20 protein-coding genes, 1 pseudogene and 1 other annotated feature are annotated in these 21,525 nt (G+C 34.4%); of the genes and pseudogenes, 4 read left to right on the top strand and 17 right to left on the bottom strand.

Annotated features, from left to right (window positions below; genetic code table 11):
• Positions 1–6: 6 nt before the first annotated feature.
• From SUCMO_RS0105780 to SUCMO_RS10425, 7 genes and pseudogenes are all read right to left on the bottom strand, one after another.
• The gene (locus tag SUCMO_RS0105780; protein WP_019879627.1) at positions 7–774 is read right to left on the bottom strand and encodes a LamB/YcsF family protein; all 768 of its coding nucleotides are present in this window, start codon (positions 772–774) and stop codon (positions 7–9) included.
• On the bottom strand, positions 761–1,804 hold the full coding sequence (locus tag SUCMO_RS0105775; RefSeq protein WP_019879626.1) for a 5-oxoprolinase subunit C family protein: 1,044 nt from the start codon (positions 1,802–1,804) through the stop codon (positions 761–763). Before SUCMO_RS0105775 ends, SUCMO_RS0105780 begins: the two co-directional genes overlap by 14 nt.
• Positions 1,797–2,543, bottom strand: coding sequence for a 5-oxoprolinase subunit PxpB (gene pxpB, locus SUCMO_RS0105770; RefSeq protein ID WP_019879625.1), 747 nt, complete (start codon positions 2,541–2,543; stop codon positions 1,797–1,799). Before pxpB ends, SUCMO_RS0105775 begins: the two co-directional genes overlap by 8 nt.
• Positions 2,544–2,562: 19 nt before the next feature.
• Positions 2,563–3,351, bottom strand: a complete 789-nt coding sequence (locus SUCMO_RS0105765; RefSeq protein ID WP_019879624.1) for a putative hydro-lyase — start codon at positions 3,349–3,351, stop codon at positions 2,563–2,565.
• 13 nt (positions 3,352–3,364) lie between these two features.
• Positions 3,365–4,578: pseudogene (locus SUCMO_RS11695) on the bottom strand (NRAMP family divalent metal transporter).
• 421 nt (positions 4,579–4,999) lie between these two features.
• Positions 5,000–6,220, bottom strand: coding sequence for a tyrosine--tRNA ligase (tyrS, locus tag SUCMO_RS0105755; RefSeq protein ID WP_019879621.1), 1,221 nt, complete (start codon positions 6,218–6,220; stop codon positions 5,000–5,002).
• 58 nt (positions 6,221–6,278) lie between these two features.
• Positions 6,279–6,471: a binding site (T-box leader), on the bottom strand.
• A gap of 8 nt (positions 6,472–6,479) precedes the next feature.
• Complete coding sequence (locus SUCMO_RS10425) at positions 6,480–7,826, bottom strand: hemolysin family protein (protein WP_051084557.1); 1,347 nt, start codon at positions 7,824–7,826, stop codon at positions 6,480–6,482.
• A gap of 195 nt (positions 7,827–8,021) precedes the next feature.
• Here SUCMO_RS10425 and SUCMO_RS0105745 point away from each other — a divergent pair, with 195 nt between their 5' ends.
• The 4 genes from SUCMO_RS0105745 to nrdD all read left to right on the top strand — a co-directional run bounded on the left by SUCMO_RS0105745 (position 8,022) and on the right by nrdD (position 9,800).
• Complete coding sequence (locus SUCMO_RS0105745; RefSeq protein WP_019879619.1) at positions 8,022–8,369, top strand: DnaA N-terminal domain-containing protein; 348 nt, start codon at positions 8,022–8,024, stop codon at positions 8,367–8,369.
• 110 nt (positions 8,370–8,479) lie between these two features.
• Positions 8,480–8,986, top strand: coding sequence for a hypothetical protein (locus SUCMO_RS0105740; RefSeq protein ID WP_156819256.1), 507 nt, complete (start codon positions 8,480–8,482; stop codon positions 8,984–8,986).
• Position 8,987: 1 nt separating this feature from the next.
• Positions 8,988–9,350: a hypothetical protein gene (locus tag SUCMO_RS0105735; RefSeq protein ID WP_019879616.1), complete on the top strand. Its 363-nt coding sequence runs from the start codon at positions 8,988–8,990 to the stop codon at positions 9,348–9,350.
• A gap of 171 nt (positions 9,351–9,521) precedes the next feature.
• Positions 9,522–9,800, top strand: a complete 279-nt coding sequence (nrdD, locus tag SUCMO_RS11190; RefSeq protein ID WP_019879614.1) for an anaerobic ribonucleoside-triphosphate reductase — start codon at positions 9,522–9,524, stop codon at positions 9,798–9,800.
• Positions 9,801–9,857: 57 nt separating this feature from the next.
• On the opposite strand, the gene SUCMO_RS0105725 is transcribed toward nrdD, so the two are convergent.
• The 10 genes from SUCMO_RS0105725 to SUCMO_RS0105680 form a co-directional block, all read right to left on the bottom strand.
• Positions 9,858–10,817, bottom strand: coding sequence for a bifunctional riboflavin kinase/FAD synthetase (locus SUCMO_RS0105725; RefSeq protein WP_019879613.1), 960 nt, complete (start codon positions 10,815–10,817; stop codon positions 9,858–9,860).
• Entirely contained in the window at positions 10,801–11,688 is an 888-nt protein-coding gene (gene truB, locus SUCMO_RS0105720; RefSeq protein WP_019879612.1) for a tRNA pseudouridine(55) synthase TruB, read from the bottom strand. Before truB ends, SUCMO_RS0105725 begins: the two co-directional genes overlap by 17 nt.
• Positions 11,681–12,646 (bottom strand): DHH family phosphoesterase, encoded by a 966-nt coding sequence (locus tag SUCMO_RS0105715; protein WP_019879611.1) that lies wholly within the window; start codon positions 12,644–12,646, stop codon positions 11,681–11,683. The genes truB and SUCMO_RS0105715 overlap by 8 nt, the downstream gene beginning before the upstream one ends.
• Position 12,647: 1 nt before the next feature.
• A complete protein-coding gene (gene rbfA / locus SUCMO_RS0105710) occupies positions 12,648–13,001 on the bottom strand; it encodes a 30S ribosome-binding factor RbfA (protein WP_019879610.1) in 354 nt (117 codons plus the stop codon).
• Between the two features lie 22 nt (positions 13,002–13,023).
• Positions 13,024–15,567, bottom strand: a complete 2,544-nt coding sequence (gene infB, locus SUCMO_RS0105705; protein WP_019879609.1) for a translation initiation factor IF-2 — start codon at positions 15,565–15,567, stop codon at positions 13,024–13,026.
• Positions 15,568–15,588: 21 nt separating this feature from the next.
• Positions 15,589–15,897, bottom strand: coding sequence for a L7Ae/L30e/S12e/Gadd45 family ribosomal protein (locus SUCMO_RS0105700; protein ID WP_019879608.1), 309 nt, complete (start codon positions 15,895–15,897; stop codon positions 15,589–15,591).
• Entirely contained in the window at positions 15,884–16,162 is a 279-nt protein-coding gene (rnpM, locus tag SUCMO_RS0105695; protein WP_019879605.1) for an RNase P modulator RnpM, read from the bottom strand. The genes SUCMO_RS0105700 and rnpM overlap by 14 nt, the downstream gene beginning before the upstream one ends.
• The gene (nusA, locus tag SUCMO_RS0105690; protein ID WP_019879604.1) at positions 16,152–17,216 is read right to left on the bottom strand and encodes a transcription termination factor NusA; all 1,065 of its coding nucleotides are present in this window, start codon (positions 17,214–17,216) and stop codon (positions 16,152–16,154) included. Before nusA ends, rnpM begins: the two co-directional genes overlap by 11 nt.
• A 30-nt stretch (positions 17,217–17,246) precedes the next feature.
• Positions 17,247–17,705: a ribosome maturation factor RimP gene (locus tag SUCMO_RS0105685; RefSeq protein WP_028953902.1), complete on the bottom strand. Its 459-nt coding sequence runs from the start codon at positions 17,703–17,705 to the stop codon at positions 17,247–17,249.
• Positions 17,706–17,851: 146 nt separating this feature from the next.
• Entirely contained in the window at positions 17,852–21,523 is a 3,672-nt protein-coding gene (locus SUCMO_RS0105680) for a PolC-type DNA polymerase III (RefSeq protein WP_019879602.1), read from the bottom strand.
• Positions 21,524–21,525: the final 2 nt, after the last annotated feature.

Here is a 21,525-nt window from a genome sequence, read left to right as displayed (position 1 = left end):
CTTTGCTTAAGAATTTTTCCCAAAAGCCTTAAACTCAAGACCCGCTTCCTCAAGTTTTTTTCTTATTGATTTTATCATTTCCACAGCACCATTGGTATCACCGTGTACACAGATTGTTTGAGCTGCTAAAGGTATTTCGTGTCCATCAATAGTTTTCACAGTTTTATCTCTTGCCATCACTAAAACACGTTCTACAACTTCTGACACATCATGAATTACAGCACCTTTTTGATTTCTTGGAGCTAATGAACCATCGACCATATAAGCTCTATCTGCAAAAGATTCTTCGACATATTTAGTTCCCACCTGTTTTGCTGCTTCTACCATCATTGAATTAGCCAAGCAGAGCATAAATAAATTCGGATCATAAGCTTTTATTGCTTCAGCAATAGCAATAGCTGTTTTTAAATTTTTTCCAGCAGTGTTATACAAAGCCCCATGAACTTTTACATGCTGCAATTTAACTCCATAAATTCTACATATTCCATCTAAAGCTCCGATTTGATAGAACAAATCAGCTTTTATTTCTTCTGCTGTTAAGTCCATATTTCTACGACCAAAACCTACTAAATCTGGATATGATGGATGTGCCCCCACAGCTACATCAAATTTTTTAGCTAATTCAATAGTTTTAAGCATATTTAAGGGATCTGAGGCATGAAAACCACAAGCCACATTTATTGAGGTAACATAGGGCATCGCCTCTTCATCATATCCTAACTTGTAGGTGCCAAAGCTTTCTCCCATATCACAATTTAGATCAACATAGCTCATTAGAATCACTCCTATATTTTTCTTGAATTTCAACAAAATAATTTTTCCCATTTACAGTCAGATTAAGTTTTGTACTTGCATGGTTTGCAGTGTTTTCAACAAAATCTTGCACTTTTTTATAATATTCCTGTTCTTCAGCTAAGGCAACTACAGCTTCGCTATCGGTAACTTCTTGAAAAGAAACCTCATCTCCAGGTTTAGCTTGAGCTAGTAGTCTTAAATCTGAACCAATTACACTGCCTATTTTTGTATAACCACCAGTAGTTTGTCGATCAGCCATCATTATAATAGGTCGTCCATGCCCTGGAATCTGCACAGCCCCTTGGCAAAGCGCATCGGATACAATATCTGGTTTAGTTGCATGTTCAATTACTTCACCTTCCAAGCGGTAGCCCATGCGATCAGCTTCATTACTAATAGTATAAATATTACTAAATAAAGTTTTTTTGCCTTGCTCAGTAAAATCATTCGCTTGAGGGCCAAGTAATACTCTCAAAATTATCTGTTTAGGTTGCACTGGTTGGAGTTCTGTGGGTAACTGTAATAACTTTTGCGTAGGCAATTCAGTGGGCAAAAAATTAATTATGTCAGCTTTCTTTAAAGCTCGACCCTCTAATCCGCCAACTTTAGCTCTAGTGTAAGTAGCTCTACTACCTAAAACCAGAGGCAAGTCGAGTCCACCAGCAACGGCTAAATAACAACGACAACCAGTTTTAGCATAAGTCAAAGTCAAAACATCACCACTTGCAATTTTTATCGTTGACCACATACTTACAGGGATCCCGTTTAACATGGGCATCATATTTGCACCAGTTAAAGCAATATAAGTATTTGTCAAAAATTGATACTCTCCCCCCATCATCGTAAATTCCAAAACAGCTGCTGTCGGTCTATTCCCTAATAGATAGTTGGCTGTTTTACAGGCTAATCTATCCATTGCTCCAGCTACAGGCATACCAAAGGCTTGATAGCCCCAACGCCCCAAATCTTGCACTGTAGTAAGTAGTCCTGGATTAAGTACTTTAAGCATCTTGTTCACCCCCTAGAAAGCTATACACTGGTTTATAGCTTCCCTGAAGTACTGATTTTTCAATTAGTTCATATTCGCGTTCGGTAATACTTTCAAAACGCAAGTAATCTCCTGCTTTGAACAAAAAGGGATTGTCTAACTGGGGATTATAAACTAATACGGGTGTACGCCCAATCAGTTGCCAGCCACCTGGGCTTTCTACGGGATAAATCCCGGTTTGCCGATCGGCAATTCCCACAGATCCAGCTGGAATTTTAGTTCTCGGGGTAGCTAATCTTGGAGTAATTATTTTTTCCGACATTCCACCTAAATAGGGAAAACCAGCCATAAAACCTAGCATATAAACTAAATAATCTGGTTTTGTATGTAGATTTATGACTTCTTCAACATCAAGATTGTTATGTTTAGCCACGAAATCTATGTCTGGGGCAAAATCATTTTTCACATAACACACTGGAATGTGTACAATCCTTCCTTTCTGTTGAGTCGTTAGATTATCCACCTCTGAAAGCATTGTGTTGACTTTATCAATTAAAGTTTTTCTCGATAAAATCAACGGCTCAAAGTATACTAACAGCGAGCGGTATGTAGGAACTACTTCAATTATTCCTTCAAGCTTAGTCTCATTGATTAGCTTAGTTAATTTGACAACTTTAGCATTAATCTTTTCATCAATAGCTTGACCAAATTCAATGACTAAGCCTTGCTCGCCTGCATTTAGCATTTTAATATTTTGCATTTGACAGTTCACCTCATTTTTAGAAAACCGATAAGCCTTCATCTTTTAAATCAGAAACAAACATATAGCCTGGTGCATGTGTAATCATAATCTCTGGTTTAACAGCCATAGCTACAGCTTGTGGTGTAACTCCGCAAGCCCAAAATACGGGAATTTCTCCTGGCTTAATTGTAACGCTATCGCCAAAATCAGGCTTATTAATGTCTTTAATCCCAATAACTTCAGGATCACCAACATGCAAAGGAGCGCCATGCACGGCTGGAAAACGCGATGTAATCTGAATTGCGCGAATCGCATCTTTTTCAGACATTGGACGCATAGAGACCACCGTAGGTCCATGAAAAATACCTGCTGGTTTACATTGGATATTAGTTATATACATTGGTACATTACATTTTTCTTCAATATGTCTTACTGGAATATTAGCATCTAACAAAGGACTTTCAAAGGTAAAACTGCACCCCAGTAAAAATGCAACTAAATCTGCTCGCCAATAATTTTCTAAATTTAAAACCTCATCAACGAGCACCCCTTGTTTATAAATGCGATATTTGGGAATGTCATAGCGCAGATCTGCATCTGGAGCTATTAAACTTGGCTTGGCAGAACCTACTTCTGTTACATCTAAAACTGGACATGGTTTGGGATTACGTTGTGTAAATAACAAAAAATCATAAGCTAGACTTTTAGGCAATATTGCTAAATTAGCTTGAGTATAACCCTTTGCCATACCAGCAGTAGGTAAAATCAATTCATTTTGACGAATTAAAGAACGTAGTTCTTTGGGGTGCATATTCATTAAATCCATTATCTTTCCCTCCTTATTTCCACAAAGCTAACATACCTTGTATTGAAATCGAACCTGCATAAACCGTAACCAGTACTGCTAAAATACCAAAAACTATCATCCACATCGGGTGTTTATAAGTTCCAACAATTTTAGGATTTCGCGATGCTAATAACATTGCACCTAAAGTAACTGGTAAAATTAAACCATTTAAAGAACCAGCTAAAACAAGAACTTTTACTGGACGCCCAATTGTAACAAACACCATTGTAGAAAATACAATAAAGGCCATTATAAAATAACTATTGTATTTATCTATAACCTTGAAGAAACTTCGTAAAAAAGATACACTGGTATAAGCAGCGCCAACTACTGAAGTTATTGCTGAAGCCCACAATTCAATTCCAAAAAACTTGTAACCTATATCACCAGCTGCCGATTGAAATACTGTAGCGGGTGGATTACTTGTCGCTAAGTTAACACCTAATGAAGCAACACCTAGAACTGCTAAAAACAGTACTACACGCATAATACCTGTTATGACAATCCCGATGATCGAACTTTTATTAACTTCTCCAAGATTTTCTTGACCAACTATCCCTGCATCCAGCAATCTATGCCCCCCAGCAAAGGTAATATATCCCCCTACTGTCCCTCCTACTAGAGTAATCATTGGAAGCATTAATAATCCATAATCAGCCGGAAAAACTGAAGCAACTGCTGCTTTGGCGATAGGCGGGTTAGATACAAACATAACATAAGTAGTTAAGAGGATCATTAACCCCCCAAATATTTGGCAACTCTGTCCATCGCCATTCCTGCTTCTTTAGATGCAAAAATTCCTATCGCAATAAATGCAGAAATTATAGCCCCAGTTTCTGCCGAAACACCAACTAAGACATTTAGACCCAAACCTGCTCCAGCAATATTACCGATATTAAAAGCTAATCCACCTAAAACTATTAAGAAGGCGACTACATAGCCTAAGCCTGGCAGCACTTGGTTAGCAATGTCTTGCCCCCTCATTTTACTCATAGTTATCACTCGCCAAACGTTTAGTTGAGCGCCAATATCTATAATTATCGAAGCTAGTATTGCCCATGCGAAATTTTCTTGAAACTTTGCTGTAAATACTGTTGTTTGAGTTAAAAAACCGGGTCCAATAGCTGATGTTGCCATTATAAATGCCGCCCCTAACAATACTGACCAACTTGATTTCTTTCCTTTAGTTATTACCGGTTCTGCCATAATATAAATCCTCCCTTAACCATTCTTAAATAGTACTATTCTGCATAAAAAATCTACTTCCTCTTTTTTTAGGAATTTTTCAAAAAATATACTGTATTACAAAAACTATATACAAATATAGTTTGCAAACCTAATTATCTCCTTTCAATTTGCTAATTAATAAAGCAAAGACGTCTTGTTATTAATTAGCATAACAAGACGCCGTTGTCTTATAAATTTACAAAAAAACAAAAGCTTCTAATGACCATAATAGCCAATAGAAGCTTCCTTGCTTTTTATTCTTAAAATTATTATACAACAAATGAATTTTTTGTTAATGCTTTTTTCTTAGATTAGTATCTTTTTAAGAAAATAACTATCCAAAAAGTTCAATAAGGCAACAAGAAATATTTTCCTGAATGTTTTTCTTATACAAGAAATTTTAAACTAATAGCATCCGATAATAGGTTTTCTTTCCGCGACGAATTAAAATATTTTCGTTTGTCTGAATATCAATGGTTATTTTATAATCAATGTTATCCACAACATTATCGTTTAAGTATAATCCTTTTTGGGTAATTATACGTCTACCTTCACTTTTACTTGCAAAAACTTTATTTGCACAAAGAATATCTAATAGCGATAAATTTTCAACCTCTTTTTTTGATACATTAAATGTAGGCACATTATCAAGATTGGTCCCACTACCAAATAAAGCTTCGCTAGCTAATTTTGCGGCAGTAGCTTCTTGTTCACCGTGAACTAATTTTGTTACTTCATAGGCTAAAATGGTTTTTGCTTGATTAATTTCTTGATCTTGGAGAGAACCTAAACGACGGACTTCCTCCATTGGTAAAAATGTAAGTAGTGCTAAACAGTTTTCTACGTCTGCATCAGCTATATTTCTCCAGTACTGATAGAATTCATATGGTGTAGTTTTATCTGGATCTAACCATAAAGCACCTTTCTCTGTTTTGCCCATTTTTCTGCCATCACTAGTAGTCAATAGTTTAAAAGTAAAGCAAAATGCTGGTTTTCCTTCTTTGCGTCTAATTAAGTCAGCACCAGCTAAAACATTTGACCATTGATCGTCGCCGCCTAATTGTAAAACACAATTATGCTTTTGGAAAAGCTCCCAAAAATCATATGATTGCATGATCATATAGTTAAACTCAAAAAATGATAGGCCTCTTTCCAGGCGTTGTTTAAAACATTCAGCTGATAGCATTCTATTTACCGAAAAATGAACCCCAACTTCACGTAGAAGTTGAATATAGTTTAAACTTAAAAGCCAGTCTGCGTTATTAACCATTAATGCTTTACCTTCGGAAAAGTCAATAAATTTTTGCATTTGTTTTTTAAAACAAGCAATATTATGATTAATAGTTTCAACTGTCATCATTTTTCGCATATCATCTTTACCGCTGGGATCTCCTACCATACCGGTTCCTCCCCCTAATAATGCTATAGGGCGATGTCCAGCACGCTGCATATGTGCCATTACCATTAAACCAACAAAGTGTCCTACATGCAAACTATCTGCTGTAGGGTCAAAGCCTATATAGAATGTAACTTGTTCTTTGGTTAACAGCTCTTTAATTTCCTGTTCATGTGAAACTTGCTTAATAAAACCTCTTTCTGTTAAAGTATCAAAAACAGACATTTTTCTACCACCTTTATCTATAATTTAATAATAAAAAAACGTCCTTTCTAGATTATCTAGAAAGGACGAGTATTAACCCGCGGTACCACCTTTTTTGCCTAAGCCGCTTTAAAGCTGATAACGGTGCTAACCGATGCTAAAAAGCACTGCTCCATAAGTGTATTCGCATACTTAAAATTATTCTTTCGCACCAAGCAAGAACTCTCTTAAAATTTAAAAGTATACTACTTATCTTATATCTTAGCTTTAATTATAACATTTAATCCATGACGTTTATTTTATCCGCATAACTTAAGTTTGTCAACTTTTCAACTGGTTTTTTTTCAATTCTAATTCTGCTGATTCTAATATTATCAATATCTATAACTGTGAAAATATAACCTGCTTCTTCAATTTTTTGGCCTACTGTTGGATTTACGCCCATAGTAGTATAAAACCATCCGCCTATTGTGTCTGCTAAATTCGTGTCAATTTGTATATTCAATAATTCATTAATATCATCTACTAAAACTAAACCTGCAACGGAATATCCTTTATCAGTTTTCTCTATTTCTGGACGTTCTTCATCAAATTCATCCTGAATTTCACCAACTATTTCTTCCAAGATATCCTCTAAGGTTACTAAACCTGCTGTTCCACCATACTCATCTATTAACAATGCAATTTGCGAACGATTTTTTTGTAGAATTTTCAAAAGCTGCGCTACAGACATAGTTTCAGGAACAGTTATTATCTTTCTAATTAATGGTTCAATTTCCCGCGGCTGATTTTTGGCAACTACCGCTAGCATATCTTTTATATGAACAAAACCAATAATATTATCCTTATCTGGGTTGCAAACTGGATAGCGAGTTAGTTCTTCGCTTAAAGAAATTGCTAAGTTTTCTTCAAAAGAATGATTTTTATACAGACAGACCATATCTGTTCGCGGAATCATAATCTCTCTTGCTGTGCGCTCAGAAAAATTAAAAATATTGTCCACAAACATCAACTCAGTGTTATCTATCAAACCACTCTTATGACTTTCTTCCATTATTATTCGCAATTCTGCCTCTGAATGGGCTGAATCATGGTGTTCTTTGAAATTTATACCAAAAAAAGATAAAAATTTGTTTGCCGAAAAATTCAAAACCCAAATAAATGGGTACATTAATTTATAAAAAATTATTAGTGGAACGGCGGTCCAAAGGACTACTGATTCACTTCTTTGTATAGCTAATGTTTTCGGAGCTAATTCACCTAAGACTATGTGCATAGCCGTTATAAAAGAAAAAGCCACTGCAAAAGACATACTTTTTGATATTTCAATTGACCAACCAAAACTTGTGAATAAGTAGTTTAAAATTTTAGCTACCGCGGGCTCACCCATCCAACCTAATCCTAATGAAGCTAAGGTAATCCCTAATTGACACGCTGATAAATATGCATCCAAATTCATTACTACTGCCTTAGCAAAGCGTGCTTGCATATTTCCAGTAAGCGCTAATGTTTCTATTCTACTTTCGCGTACTTTAACCATGGAAAATTCAGCGGCTACAAAAAATCCATTTAATGCCACCATAAAAATCACCAATATTAAATTAACGCTTATTGTTAGATAATCCAACTAAACTCTGTCTACAAAAGTTTGCAGAACAGATACACCTCCTTAAGACCTCAAAATTTATTTATATTAATACTATCATAAATTTTGTATATAATGCAAGTTATAAATCATATAAACTCTGCCAAACTTGACGTTTAGCAACAAATATCTTATAATTTAGGAGATTATAATTTAATTTAAAGGAGCTTTATATAAATGAGTATGCACAAAAATGGGTTTTACGTTCCCGACGAATCTGATGAACAATTTTTGGTTGACAGTCCTAAAGATGCGAAAGTGTTTACTGTTCCATTTTCACCACTGGAACAGCGTATTAAAAATGAACAGCCAGATCTATTTCCAGCTTTAAGTAGTTTAAAAGAGAAGATAGGAGAAGATGCATTTTTGAAACACTTTAGTACTATCCAATCAATTAAACGTAATGAAACTACCGTCATGTTAATAACTAGTACAGCTATGCAACGAACTACTATTGAAGCAAATTATTTGCCTGCAATTCAAGCAGCTTTTAATGTGGAATATGTTCGTACTGTTTGCCTATAAAAAACTAAGCAATATCAGCTCTAGTAAGCTTATATTGCTTTTTTTCAAAAAATTAAATGAAAAGTGAAGTGTTGGTCATGAAAAAAGTATACTTTTTTCTAATTTGTTTTTTGATAATTTTTTTTTCGAATGCCTGTAATATTAACGCAGCTTTTCCTGAAAGACCAGTTTTATTTTTAGTTGCAGCTGAAGAGAGCTCACAAGATTTTGAATTATTTCGTACAGAAGTAAAACGTAGGTTCTTATTTCCTAACTATAAAGTTCTACCACAAGCTGACTTTATTTCGCCCCTTAAAGCAAAAGCTCCACTTTCTAAAGAACTGCTAACTAGAATTTCGGAAAAGGTAAATTGTGAAATTATCGTATTTCTTAATATTCATAAATATGAGCAATATACTACCTATATGCCTTTTAATTCTGATGATGACTATGTTTTTACTAATATAAAACTAGAAGTATATCTTTATGATAAAACAACTAATATTTTCATTTATCATCCATACAAAGAACAAAATATTGAGTACATCCTAAGTGTTGATAAAAAATCTGATCTAGTTAGAGAAGAACTGCGTACAGTTTTAAGCAACTATCTTACGCAAATGAAGGAGCTTAAATAGTATGAGTATTATTAAGGGGATTGATGTACTGGCTGGTAATTCTAGTAAATCTAACCATTCATCAAACAAAAGTTCAGAACCACAGAGCCTTAAACGTGGTAAAACAAAACTTTCGGCTCAGCAGCTTGCGCAAGTAAATAGAAACTCAATAGCTAACACGCTTTTAGCGAAAGAACAGGCTAACCCTGCTGCTACTGTTTCCATTTCTCGCTCTGGCTACAATCTAATGCTCAAATCCCTAGAAAAATTAAAAGAAGCTGGCAAAGACTTTCAAATTGCTAAACTTGTTATTCCCAGAAATATCGTTTCTTCAGAAAACCGTATTGCTAATTTATACCGAAAAATGATTGATATTTTTGCTTAAAGTCCTATTTTTTTCTTATTTTAAATTTAGAAACCTGCCGAAAAATACAATATATAGTAGTTGCGTCGTTATTCAAGTCCTAAATATGCTTTTTGTTATTAATTCTTCTCTTTACAATTAATAATTAGTATTCTATAATACTAATATGCTATTAACGAGAGGATGAATATAATGACAGCACATTTTAAAAACATTCAAATTACTTACCCTGATACAATGAGTTATGAAGAAGCTTTAAGTTATGTTAATGAGGAATTAGAATTAAATCCTACCATCAAGCTTAAAGAACTTGAAATTCAACTTAATTCGCAATCAGATGAAGTAATATTGACACCTAAATATGATACTATTAATCGGGTGCGACGAATCACAGGATACTTAAGTAATTTACCTAACTTCAATGATGCCAAAAAAGCCGAAGAACACGATCGTATAAAACATATGCAATAGAAAAAACCAAAACTTTACTAAGCTTTCCGCTTGTAAAGTTTTGGTTTTTTATTATTTCTATACTAGACTAAAATAATTTAGAACAAAATTTTTATCTCTATAAAGTTGTTCAGCTAATTCTTGCAAATTATTAAATTTTTGCTCTAAACGTATTTTTTCATAAAAATATACACGTAATTTCTCTCCATAAATATCACCCTGAAAATTTAAAATGTGAACTTCTAAGCGTTTATCCATAGTGCTTTTAACTGTAGGATTAGTTCCAATATTTGCAATTGCATAAAACTCTTGCTTACTTTCCGTAAGTACCTTGGCTACATAAACTCCGTTAGCTGGTATGGCTAAATTTAGACCTAACAATTCAAGATTAGCCGTTGGAAAACCTATAGTTCTGCCTATTTGTGAACCCTTTACTACCTTGCCTTGAATAAAATGTGTTCGCGCTAATAATAAATTAGCAAGAGAAATTTCGCCTAAAGTTATAGCTTGACGAATATTAGTACTACTTACCAATAGATCATCAATTCTAATTAAAGGTTGAATTGCTAACTCAATATTACGTAACTTGCACTCCTTCGAAAGAGTAATAACATTACCAGCACCAAATTTGCCATAAGTGAAATTTTCACCTACAACTATTTTTAATGGCTGTAGATATTGGTAGAGTAAATCTATAAATTCTTTTGCTTCCAGATTAGCTAGTTCTTGATCAAATGCAACATTAATTAACACGTCAACACCTAGTTCTTCTATAATAGATTCTTTATCTTCATTATTGAGTAGCATATATGGCACTTGCTCTGGTTTTAAATGCACAAAAGGATGATTAGAAAAACTAAAAATTATAGTTTTTAGTTTTTTTTCGTTGGCATACTTTTTAGCTTTAGATATAATTTCACGATGTCCTAAATGAACTCCATCAAAAGTACCCAAAGCCAAAATACAACCCTTAACACTATCTTTAATTTCTGCAAAACTTCTTATTACTTGCATTTCGCAATCAATCCAATCTAACAATAGTAAATACTTTTAGTGGTTTTATTTGCTTGCTATCTACACAACCAATGCCTAAAAAAACATCTTCATGGGTATATACTCGCAATTGTTCTGTCTGTTTATATTTTAAATCTAAATCCTGAATAGTTGTTAAAACTCCTTGGCTAAATCTCAAGCTCTGCTTTTCTGTTAATTTAATTTTTGGCAAATGATTAATAGCCAATTCTGCGTTAAGTAGACAGCTTTTTTGTTTTTCTAAAAATATCTCTAAAGAAATTGCTTCTTGTATATTAAATACACCAACTTGCATTCTTAGCAGGAATGTCATTGTTGCACACATATCTAATTTTTGAGCAATATCCTCAACTAAAGTTCTAATATAAGTTCCTTTAGAGCAAATAACTTCTAAAAATAAGCCTTGTTCATTTTTAGCTAATAATCTTATTGCCTCTATAAAAATTTTTCTAGGTTTACGCTCTACTTCTACGCCACTTCTAGCAAGTTCATATAATTTCTTACCATCATGTTTTATTGCAGAATACATCGGCGGAATTTGCTCTTGTTCTCCTTGGAATTCTTGCAATACTTTTATTATTAGCTCTTCGTTCAAAGAATAAATTTCTGACTTTTTTATAATATTACCACTATCGTCCCCAGTATCTGTTTGTACTCCAAATTGCATGTGCACTCTATAAGTTTTTGGTGCCTCTGTTGCATACTCAATCAATCGTGTAGCTTTACCAACAAATATAGGTAATACACCTGCTGCATCCGGATCTAAAGTTCCAGCATGTCCTACTTTTTTAGTGTGCAATGTTTTGCGCACCAAACTCACCACATCATGACTTGTCATCCCTGGTGGTTTTAATATATTTAAAATTCCATCAAGCATTATTTTCTTCAGCCTCGATTGCTTCATTTAATTTTTTAATCAGCTGATTTTTAGCGGTATTTATATCTTCATAAATCGTGCAGCCAGCTGCTCGTTTGTGACCACCACCACCAAATAATAACGCCACTTCACTAACATCTAAGTTTTTAGAACGCATACTTATTCTTGTCGTTTTGTCTGATACATATTTAAATAAAACAGCTACTTCGACTCCATCAATATAGCGCGGATAACGAATAAAGCCTTCCGTTTCCACACCTTCTTGACATAGTAATTTTGGTAAACTAATAACAGCAATTCTGTTTTGAGAATAAAATTCCATAGTTTGTAAAACTTTAGAAAGCAATTGAATACTTTCTAAAGTTTTCACTTCTAAATTATCTGAAATTTCATTGGGTTTTATCCCATATTCTAATAATTTTGCCGCACAGCACATTGTTCTAGATGTAGTATTTGCATATTGGAAAAAACCGCAGTCTGTAGCTATTGCAGTATACAAATTTGTGGCGATTTCAATATCTAAAGGGATTTCTAATTCTTGCAACAACAGATAGATAATTTCTCCTGTAGCTGCTGCTTTTGTGTCCAATACTAAATAATCTGCAAATAAACTATTTGATATATGATGATCAATATTTAATATGGGCGCTGTTATCCCTTTGGCAACATTACCAATTCTATCTAAATCACTAGCATCTAAAATTACAAGCAAGTCAAAAGCCTGTTCTCTAATTTCTTCCGGTCTTTTAATTTCACCAATTCCAGGCATGAAATTTAAGCTATGGGCAATCTTATCATCAACTAACATGATGATTTCTTTACCAGTTTTTTCCAGCGCTCTTCCCAATCCTAAGACACTGCCTAGAGTGTCTGGGTCGGGATTTACATGCGCTACAATTGCTAACTTATGAGACTGTCTAATTATAGCAGCCGCTTCGCTTATACTGCACTCTACCATCTTACTCCGCCTCATTTTCCTTTATCTGCAATAATATTTTCTGAATATGACTACTGTACTCAAGCGAATTGTCAGTCATTAAGGCAAGTTCCGGAACAAATTTAAGACGAATTCTCTTCCCAATTTCACTTCGTATATAGCCTAAAGATTTATTTAAAGCTTGCAAAGTTCTATCTTGCTCCTCTGGTCCACCATATAAACTTAGCCATATTTTTGCATGCCGCAAATCATTCGTAACTTCAACTTGCGTTACCGTAACAAACCCAATATGAGGATTTTTTAAATCATTTAGAATTATTTTACTTACTTCTTGCTTTATCAATTCTTGAATTTTTTCAGCTCTTACGCGCGCCATAATTTACCTCCCTAAAATTTCTCTACACTTCTTTCATGATAAAAATTTCTAAGATATCCCCATCTTTAATATCACGGAATTTTTCTAGGGTTATGCCACATTCATAGCCTGAAACAACTTCTTTTACATCATCTTTAAACCGTTTTAAACTATCTATTTTACCTTCGTGTATTACTATTCCATCTCTTACCAGACGCACTTGTGCGGAATTAGTTACTTTCCCTTCTTGAACATAGCAACCTGCAATTGGGTTTTTATTGATTATCATTACTTGTCGAACTTCAACTTTACCTAGCAATTGTTCTTCAAATTTAGGCGCTAACATTCCCTTTATTGCTGCTTCAACATCATTTATGGCATCATAAATGACTCTATACAGGCGAACATCAACACTTTGAGTTTCTGCTGCTTTCCTAGCATTATTATCAGGACGAACATTAAAGCCAATAATTAAAGCATTAGAGGCTGATGCCAACATAACATCGGATTCATTTATAGCACCTACACCTGCATGAACAATTTCCACTTTTACTTCTTCATTTTTGATGCTAGAAAGAGACTGTTTCAAAGCCTCAATAGTACCTTGAACATCAGCTTTGACTAAAATATTTAGTTGCTTCAACTTACCTTCTTGGATTTGTTGAAACAAATCATCTAATGATACTTTTTGACTTTTTTGCATTTCTTCTATGCGCTTTTTAGCTAAACGTTTTTCTGCCACTGACCGCGCTGTTTTTTCATCTGTGGCATGTAAAACATCTCCCGCTAATGGGACATCAGATAAACCCAACACTTCTACTGGAGTAGCAGGAAGAGCTCTTTTTACTTTTTCGCCACGTTCATTTATCATAGCCCTAACTTTACCATAGGCAGTTCCAGCGACAATGCTATCACCTATATTCAATGTACCATTTTGAACTAAAACTGTAGCTACCGGACCCCGTCCTTTATCTAATTCTGCCTCAATTATCGTTCCAACAGCAGGAATTGTTGGATTTGCTTTTAGCTCCTGCATATCAGCAACCAACAATACCATTTCTAGTAAGTCTGAAATACCCATCTTTTGTTTGGCAGATACTGGTACCATAATCGTATCTCCGCCCCAGTCTTCTGGAACAAGATTATGACTGGCTAATTGTTGTTTAATAATATCTGGATTAGCACCTTCTTTATCCATTTTGTTTACTGCAACAATTATTGGCACTTCTGCTGATTTAGCATGATTAATCGCTTCAATCGTTTGTGGCATTACCCCATCGTCAGCAGCAACTACCAAAATTGCTATATCAGTAACCTTTGCGCCACGTGCTCTCATTGCTGTAAACGCTTCATGACCTGGAGTATCTAAAAATACAATCTTTCTATTATTAAAATTAACTTGATATGCCCCTATATGTTGTGTTATTCCGCCAGCTTCTCGCGCTGTAACATTAGCTTTTCTAATTGCATCTAATAACGAAGTTTTACCATGGTCTACATGTCCCATAACAGTTACAACAGGTGGTCTAGCAACTCTATATTTAGGTTCATCTTCAACTTCTGGAACCTCTGTTGGATCTTGTTCCGGTGGAAGTTCTAAAACCTCAATATTATATTCACTAGCAACAAGAGTTGCTGTATCAAAATCTAAATCTTGATTAATAGTAACCATCATGCCCATCATAAATAATTTTTTAATTATTTCACTCGGTTCACATTTTATTTTTAAGGCTAAATCTTTTACAGTTATAAATTCTGCAACCTGGATACTCTCCGGTCTTTTAACTTCCCGAACAACCACTGGTTCTGATGTTTTATTAGGTCTCCTGTTGTGCTGATTGCGATTGTTTTGATTGCGATTACCAGATTGAGGTCGGCTATTATAGCTTCCTTGACGATTATTTCCACCTTTATTACCAGGTTTGTTAGCAGTATTAGTATTACTCGTTCCAGTGACTGGGGCATTTTTTTTCGGTGCCGCAGTATTACCAGTTGACCTATTCACAGTCGCACTATTACTATTATTCGAACGTTGTTGCGGTTGGTTTGGTCTCGTAGTAGAGGTGCCACTAGTACTTCTATTAGCATTATTATTAGTCGCAACTCGATTTTGAGAAGTTGTTTGATTCGTATTATTGCTACTATTAGGTCTAGGGTTTGTTCCTTGATATCCCTGTTTATTCGCTGTGTTTGGGCGCGAATTGCTACGCGTCATGTTAGTCGAATTTACGACGTTTTTATTTTGCGTAGGCAAAACCGCTTCTTTTTTACTTTCTTCTGCTTGGACCTGTTGTTTGTTTGTGTTAATTGTTTTGGATTCTGCAATAGTTTTGTTCATTATATCATTCTTCCCCAGCTGCTTATTTTCGATATTATTTCTATTTTCTTGAGCTGGTTTAGAAATTTTTGCAACTGCTACTTGTTCCTTATTCACCTTCAAGTATTTTTGTACGATTTCTTGAGCCCCATCTTCAATAGTGCTCAAATGATTTTTTGCTTGTATATTGTTCTTTTCTAAAATATCCAGTACTTCCTTATTAGAGACATTTAGCTCCTTGGCTACTTCAAACACTCTACGCTTTGTCATCCGTCCACCCCCAAAATTATATTAATCAACTCTTTGACTAATACTGTTAACAATCATTTTTACAAAATTAGCATCTAATACAGCAATACAAGCACGTTGAGCTCTACCAATAGCCGAACCAAGTTCTTCTTTGGTAAGTATTTCATATGCAGGAATTGAATATCTTTCTGCTAATAGTTTTAAATTTTTCTTAGTATTAAACGCTACATCTGTAGCTATAATTAATAATTTTGCCTTACCGGTTTTAATAGCATTGTCCACGCTTGTATCTCCAGATGCAAGTTTCCCCGCTTTTTGCGCAAGGCCTAGTGCAGCTTTAGTTTTTTGCATCTTCTACCTCAGTTAGTTCCAGTAGTTGTGTATAAATCTCTGCTGGAACTTCTTCTTTTAAAACACGTTCTAAGCGTTTTTCTTTTCTGGCTTTTTCTATGCACAATTTATTAAGACAAACATATGCGCCACGCCCTGATTTTTTTCCCGAAAGATCAACTTGAACTTCAGCAGTAGGAATTCGCACTACTCGAATAAGTTCTTTTTTATTCTTCATCTCTTGGCAAGCAATGCACATTCGTTGCGGTATTTTTTTAGGCTTCATAACTTAGCTCAACCCCTTCTGCCTGAGCCTGTGATTCACTTTTGATGTCAATTTTCCAACCTGTCAATTTGGCCGCTAATCTGGCATTTTGTCCTTCCTTGCCAATAGCCAAGGATAATTGGTAATCTGGAACTACTACTCTGCAAGCTTTTTCTGCTTCGTTGACATCTACTAATAATACTTTTGCTGGACTTAAAGCATTAGAAATATAGATTTTAGGATCTTGATCATACTTTACTATGTCAATTTTTTCACCACGTAATTCATTTACGATAGTTTGAACGCGCAACCCTTTGTGACCTACACATGAGCCAACTGGATCTACATTCTCATCACGAGTATATACAGAAACTTTCGAACGTAACCCTGGTTCACGAGCCACAGACTTAATCTCTACTACACCTTCTTTTATTTCTGGGACTTCTAATTCAAATAATCTTTTTAGTAAACCAGGATGCGTACGCGAAACCATAATTTGAGTATTTTTACTGGTTTTTTTAACCTCAATTATGTATGTTTTTATACGGTCCGAATTTTTGAATGTTTCTCCAGGAATTTGCTCATTTGGAATTAAAATTGCTTCAGCTTTCCCTAAATCAATGTAAACAGTCTTTTGTTCAACACGTTGTACTACGCCTGTTACAATATCATTTTCTCTATTATGATATTCTTCAAAAACCTTGCCACGCTCAGCTTCTCTAATCCTTTGAACAACAACTTGCTTAGCATTTTGAGCGGCCAATCTTCCGAAATCCTTCAAGTGTATTTCTCGTTCTACAATATCACCAACTTGATATCTTGGATCAATGTTTTTAGCTTCCTCTTCAGAAATTTGATTATTTTTATCTAAAACGATAGATGCTACTTCTTTACGTGAATAAACTTTTAAAGCGCCGTTATCTCTATCTAAAACTACACGTACAGCTTGTCCTGCACCAAAATTCTTTTTATAAGCAGAATGTATTGCTGCTTCAACAGCTTCAAACAGCATATCCTCGCTAACACCTTTTTCTTTTGCTAATTCCCTAACTGCCAAAATGAATTCTGAATTCACTACAAATTTCCCCCTACTATTTTTATTATTCTAAAAGTCTATATGCAGTCTTACACTAGCAATAAGGCTTCTTGATAGTTTTTCTGTTTTGTCCTCAGTTTGTACTTCTAGGAATTCTTCATTCACATCACCTAAAATTCCCACAAGCTTCTTAATACCTGCTTGTGGTTTGAAAAACATGATATCAATTTTTTGTCCCTTATGTCTTACAAAATCTCTCGCTTTTTTTAGTTGTCTATCTAAGCCGGGCGAAGAAACTTCTAAATAATATTTATCTTTTATTGGATCTTTAACATCCAAGTATTCTGTGAGCAATTCACTTATATATTGACAATCCTCAATTTCTAAGCCACCTTCTTTATCGAGATATACTCTTAAAAACCAATCTCGTTCCCTCACATACTCAACATCTACTAATTCCAATTCTGTGTTTTTAATTTTTTCTTGAACAAATTCTTCAATAAACTGTTCGATCTGTTCTCGCTTCAAAAGCATCACTTCCCCTTAATATAATTATCTAAGCTGAAAGAGTGGGTAAAAACCCACTCTTTCAAGAAAAAATCATTAATAAACTTATAGTAATTATATCACTTTTAAAAATGCTTTACAAGTGATACTAGCATTTTAATTTGCCTTTAAGCAAACAATGTCAATTGGTTTGTATCTGGTAATTCATCCAAGGCTCCATGCTCTGTTAATTTTTCGATAACAGTTTTACTAACTTTTGCTCTGGTTGCAACATCTTCTTTAGAAGAAAACTCACCATGTTCTCTGGCTGCGACTATATTTATAGCAGCATTACTGCCCACACCTTGCAAAGCTGATAAAGGTGGCAATAAGCTGTTTTCTTCAATTAAAAATTTTTTAGAATCAGAGCGATATAAATCAATTTTTTTAAAGTTAAACCCCCTAACCAACATCTCTAAAGCTAATTCTAGAATAGTCAACAAACTCTTCTCTTTAGTAGTAGCATCATTGCCTTTTTGTTCTATTATCCTAATATTGGTTTTTATAACGTCTTTGCCTTTAGTAATTATAGCCGCATCAAATTCATCTGCCCTAATACTAAAATATGCTGCATAAAATGCAAGCGGATAATGAACTTTGCAATACGCAATCCGATAAGCCATTAAAACATATGCAACAGCATGGGCTTTAGGAAACATATATTTTATCTTATTACATGAGTCAATATACCAATCCGGAACATTATTTCGACGCATTTCTTCTGCTTGTTCAGGGGAAACCCCTTTGCCCTTGCGTACATTCTCCATAATTTTAAAAGCCAGGCTATTTTCTACCCCTTTTTGAATAAGATATACCATAATGTCATCCCGCGCCGAAATAGTCTCTGAAACATCCGCTACTTTATTTCTTATTATATCCTGGGCATTATTCAACCAAACATCGGTTCCGTGAGAAAATCCACTTACACGCACAAGCTGACTAAATTTATTGGGCTTAATATCTTCCAGCATTTGTCGAACAAACTTAGTTCCAAACTCAGGTATGCCAAAAGTACCTACACTAGAATTAATATCACCTGCTTTAATACCTAACGCCTCACAAGAATAAAATAAAGACATCGTAGCTTCGTCCCCTACTGGAATTTGCATTGCATCTATCCCTGTAATGTCTTCGAGCATTCTAATGACAGTCGGATCATCATGCCCTAAAATATCAAGTTTAACTAACCTACTACTAATTGAATGATAATCAAAATGAGTGGTAATAGTATTAGACTCTTTATCATCAGCTGGACGTTGAATGGGCGTAAAGTAATGAATATCCATATCTCTAGGCACTACCATTATCCCCCCAGGATGTTGACCAGTGGTTCGCTTAACACCAGTACAACCACTTACCAAAGCATTAGTTTTTGCTTCACGTGCCTGAATTCCACTGCTTTCATAATATTTCTTCACAAAACCATATGCTGTTTTATCGGCTAAAGTTGATATTGTGCCTGCACGAAATACATTATCTCGACCAAATAGTTCTTCCGTATATTTATGAGCATTAGGCTGATAGTCCCCAGAAAAATTTAAATCAATATCAGGAACTTTATCTCCGTGAAAGCCCATAAAAACCGCAAAAGGAATATCATGACCATTTCTAATCATAGATATTTGGCAATGTGGACAGTTTTTTTCAGGCAAATCAAACCCCGAAGCATAGCTACCATCCGTTAAAAATTCACTATATTTACATTTACTACAATGCCAATGTGGTGAAAGCGGATTTACTTCAGTAATATTCATCATAGTAGCAACAAATGATGATCCAACCGAACCTCTCGAACCTACTAAATAACCATCATCCAAAGATTTTTTAACCAATTTGTGCGCTATCAAATATAAAACCGCAAAACCATTATTGATTATTGAATTCAATTCTTGCTCTAGTCGCTCTTTTACAATCTCTGGCAGTTCTCCTTGATAAGCATACAGTTTTTCCGCCGAAAGATATGACATATCGCGTACAGCTTCTTCGGCTCCATCTATTTTAGGAGAGTATAGTTCATCTGGAATCGGCTTGAAATCGTCAATTTCCGCAGCTATTGCCTGTGTATTTTCTACTACAACTTCTTGCGCTAACTCCTCTCCTAAGTAGGCAAATTCTTGTAACATTTCTTCTGTCGTGCGTAAATATAGAGGTGGTTGAAACTCAGCATCACTATACCCTTGTCCAGCCATTAGAATTCTTCGAAAAATTTCATCTTCTGGGTTTAAAAAGTGCACATCACAGGTTGCAACCACTTTTTTATTTAGCCTTTTACCCAAAGCACATATTTCTTTATTTAATTCATACAGCTTTTCTTCGTTCTCAACAATACCCTTACGGATCATAAAACTATTATTAGCGATTGGTTGAATTTCTAGATAGTCATAAAAATTAGCTATAGCATCTATCTTATCATTATCTAAATTTTTAAGTAATGCTTGATATAACTCACCGGCTTCACAAGCTGAACCTAAAATTAATCCTTCTCTGTATTCTTGTAAAATACTTCTTGGAATTCTTGGACGTTTGTACAAATACTTTAAATGAGACAATGATACCAATCTGTATAAGTTTCTTAAGCCAATTTCATTTTTAGCTAGAATTATAATATGCCAATACTTTCCTGGATTATCATCTTCAAACAAATAACCTTCCATTCCATAAATCAATTTAATTTTTTCTTTGGCAGCTACTTCATAAGCCTCTGGGAAAGCCTGCACAACACCATGATCTGTTATTGCAATAGCTTTATGACCCCATTTAGCTGCAGTTTTTATGCAATCTTTTATAGAAACTAAGGCATCTAAAGAACTCATTTTGGTGTGTAAATGTAATTCTACTCTTTTTTTAATACTATTGTCTATTCGATGAGTTTCTGGCAGCAATTGTAATCCTTTTACCGTCATTACTAGTTCTTGTTTTGCAAATTTATCGTGTTGCACGTCGCCCAAAGCCTTAACTAACAATCCTGCTTTTATTTTTCGCGCTTGTTGCTCATATTCCTGTTTATCTTTAAAAAATATTTTACAGCTCAAGCCGTCAGTTTTATCAACGATATCAAAGCTAAGTAGAATGCGCTTAGTTCGTAATTCTAAAATTTTCAAATTATTAATTTTGCCAGCAATTACTACCCGGCTCTCTTCTTGTGTAATTTCAGCTATTTCTCGAATATTACCTTTAAACACCTTACCAAATATTAAATCACTATTCGTTTTGACAACATTAGCAGTGTGTCTGATGCTAATAGTTTCTTTATCGTCTTTTATGGTCTTCGGGGTTTCTTCAGTTAATAGCTGTTTAAAGTTAATCAACAAGTCGTTTTTAAAAAATTTTTTTAGGTAATTCTGTATTTCTAAGTTTGCTTTTTGCTCTTTTAAAATATCTATTGTAAAACTTCCACGAACTAATATATCTATTTCCGGATATTTAATTCGAATATCGCCTAACATTAGCTTAAGTAAATTATGTTGGCAATAATTTTTAAAATATTTTTCAATATGTTCTTTTATTTCTAATTCCAAATCATCGTTACTGACTTTTTGATTTATTCGAACTGAAGTCAGCTGACAACCTGCTTTTATATAATCCTCTACTATAATTAGATTAATTTCATCAATTAGTTCGTCCACTAATGTATAGATATTCCAGGCGTTTCTTTGCGAATCAATATACACTTTTTCAATTTTACTATTTCGCAAAATTACTTTTATTCGTTCTGGAATATCTATTTCTTCAATAATTTGCCAAAAAGCAAGATTATTATCTGGTAAAACACAATAACTATTTTGCAATTTTCCCGCCATCC

It is taken from the genome of Succinispira mobilis DSM 6222, from assembly GCF_000384135.1.
GTDB classification, from domain to species: domain Bacteria; phylum Bacillota; class Negativicutes; order Acidaminococcales; family Succinispiraceae; genus Succinispira; species Succinispira mobilis.
The sequence above is the reverse complement of the archived record's forward strand: the minus strand, read 5'-3'. Positions and strand labels throughout refer to the sequence as shown.

Bases quoted from the DNA above. Each gene is read 5' to 3' on its own strand.
- SUCMO_RS0105780 (WP_019879627.1), bottom strand. From the start codon at position 774: ATGAGCTATGTTGATCTAAATTGTGATATGGGAGAAAGCTTTGGCACC.
- SUCMO_RS0105775 (WP_019879626.1), bottom strand. From the start codon at position 1,804: ATGCTTAAAGTACTTAATCCAGGACTACTTACTACAGTGCAAGATTTG.
- pxpB (WP_019879625.1), bottom strand. From the start codon at position 2,543: ATGCAAAATATTAAAATGCTAAATGCAGGCGAGCAAGGCTTAGTCATT.
- SUCMO_RS0105765 (WP_019879624.1), bottom strand. From the start codon at position 3,351: ATGGATTTAATGAATATGCACCCCAAAGAACTACGTTCTTTAATTCGT.
- tyrS (WP_019879621.1), bottom strand. From the start codon at position 6,220: ATGTCTGTTTTTGATACTTTAACAGAAAGAGGTTTTATTAAGCAAGTT.
- SUCMO_RS0105745 (WP_019879619.1), top strand. From the start codon at position 8,022: ATGAGTATGCACAAAAATGGGTTTTACGTTCCCGACGAATCTGATGAA.
- SUCMO_RS0105735 (WP_019879616.1), top strand. From the start codon at position 8,988: ATGAGTATTATTAAGGGGATTGATGTACTGGCTGGTAATTCTAGTAAA.
- nrdD (WP_019879614.1), top strand. From the start codon at position 9,522: ATGACAGCACATTTTAAAAACATTCAAATTACTTACCCTGATACAATG.
- truB (WP_019879612.1), bottom strand. From the start codon at position 11,688: ATGCTTGATGGAATTTTAAATATATTAAAACCACCAGGGATGACAAGT.
- SUCMO_RS0105715 (WP_019879611.1), bottom strand. From the start codon at position 12,646: ATGGTAGAGTGCAGTATAAGCGAAGCGGCTGCTATAATTAGACAGTCT.
- rbfA (WP_019879610.1), bottom strand. From the start codon at position 13,001: ATGGCGCGCGTAAGAGCTGAAAAAATTCAAGAATTGATAAAGCAAGAA.
- infB (WP_019879609.1), bottom strand. From the start codon at position 15,567: ATGACAAAGCGTAGAGTGTTTGAAGTAGCCAAGGAGCTAAATGTCTCT.
- SUCMO_RS0105700 (WP_019879608.1), bottom strand. From the start codon at position 15,897: ATGCAAAAAACTAAAGCTGCACTAGGCCTTGCGCAAAAAGCGGGGAAA.
- rnpM (WP_019879605.1), bottom strand. From the start codon at position 16,162: ATGAAGCCTAAAAAAATACCGCAACGAATGTGCATTGCTTGCCAAGAG.
- SUCMO_RS0105680 (WP_019879602.1), bottom strand. From the start codon at position 21,523: ATGGCGGGAAAATTGCAAAATAGTTATTGTGTTTTACCAGATAATAAT.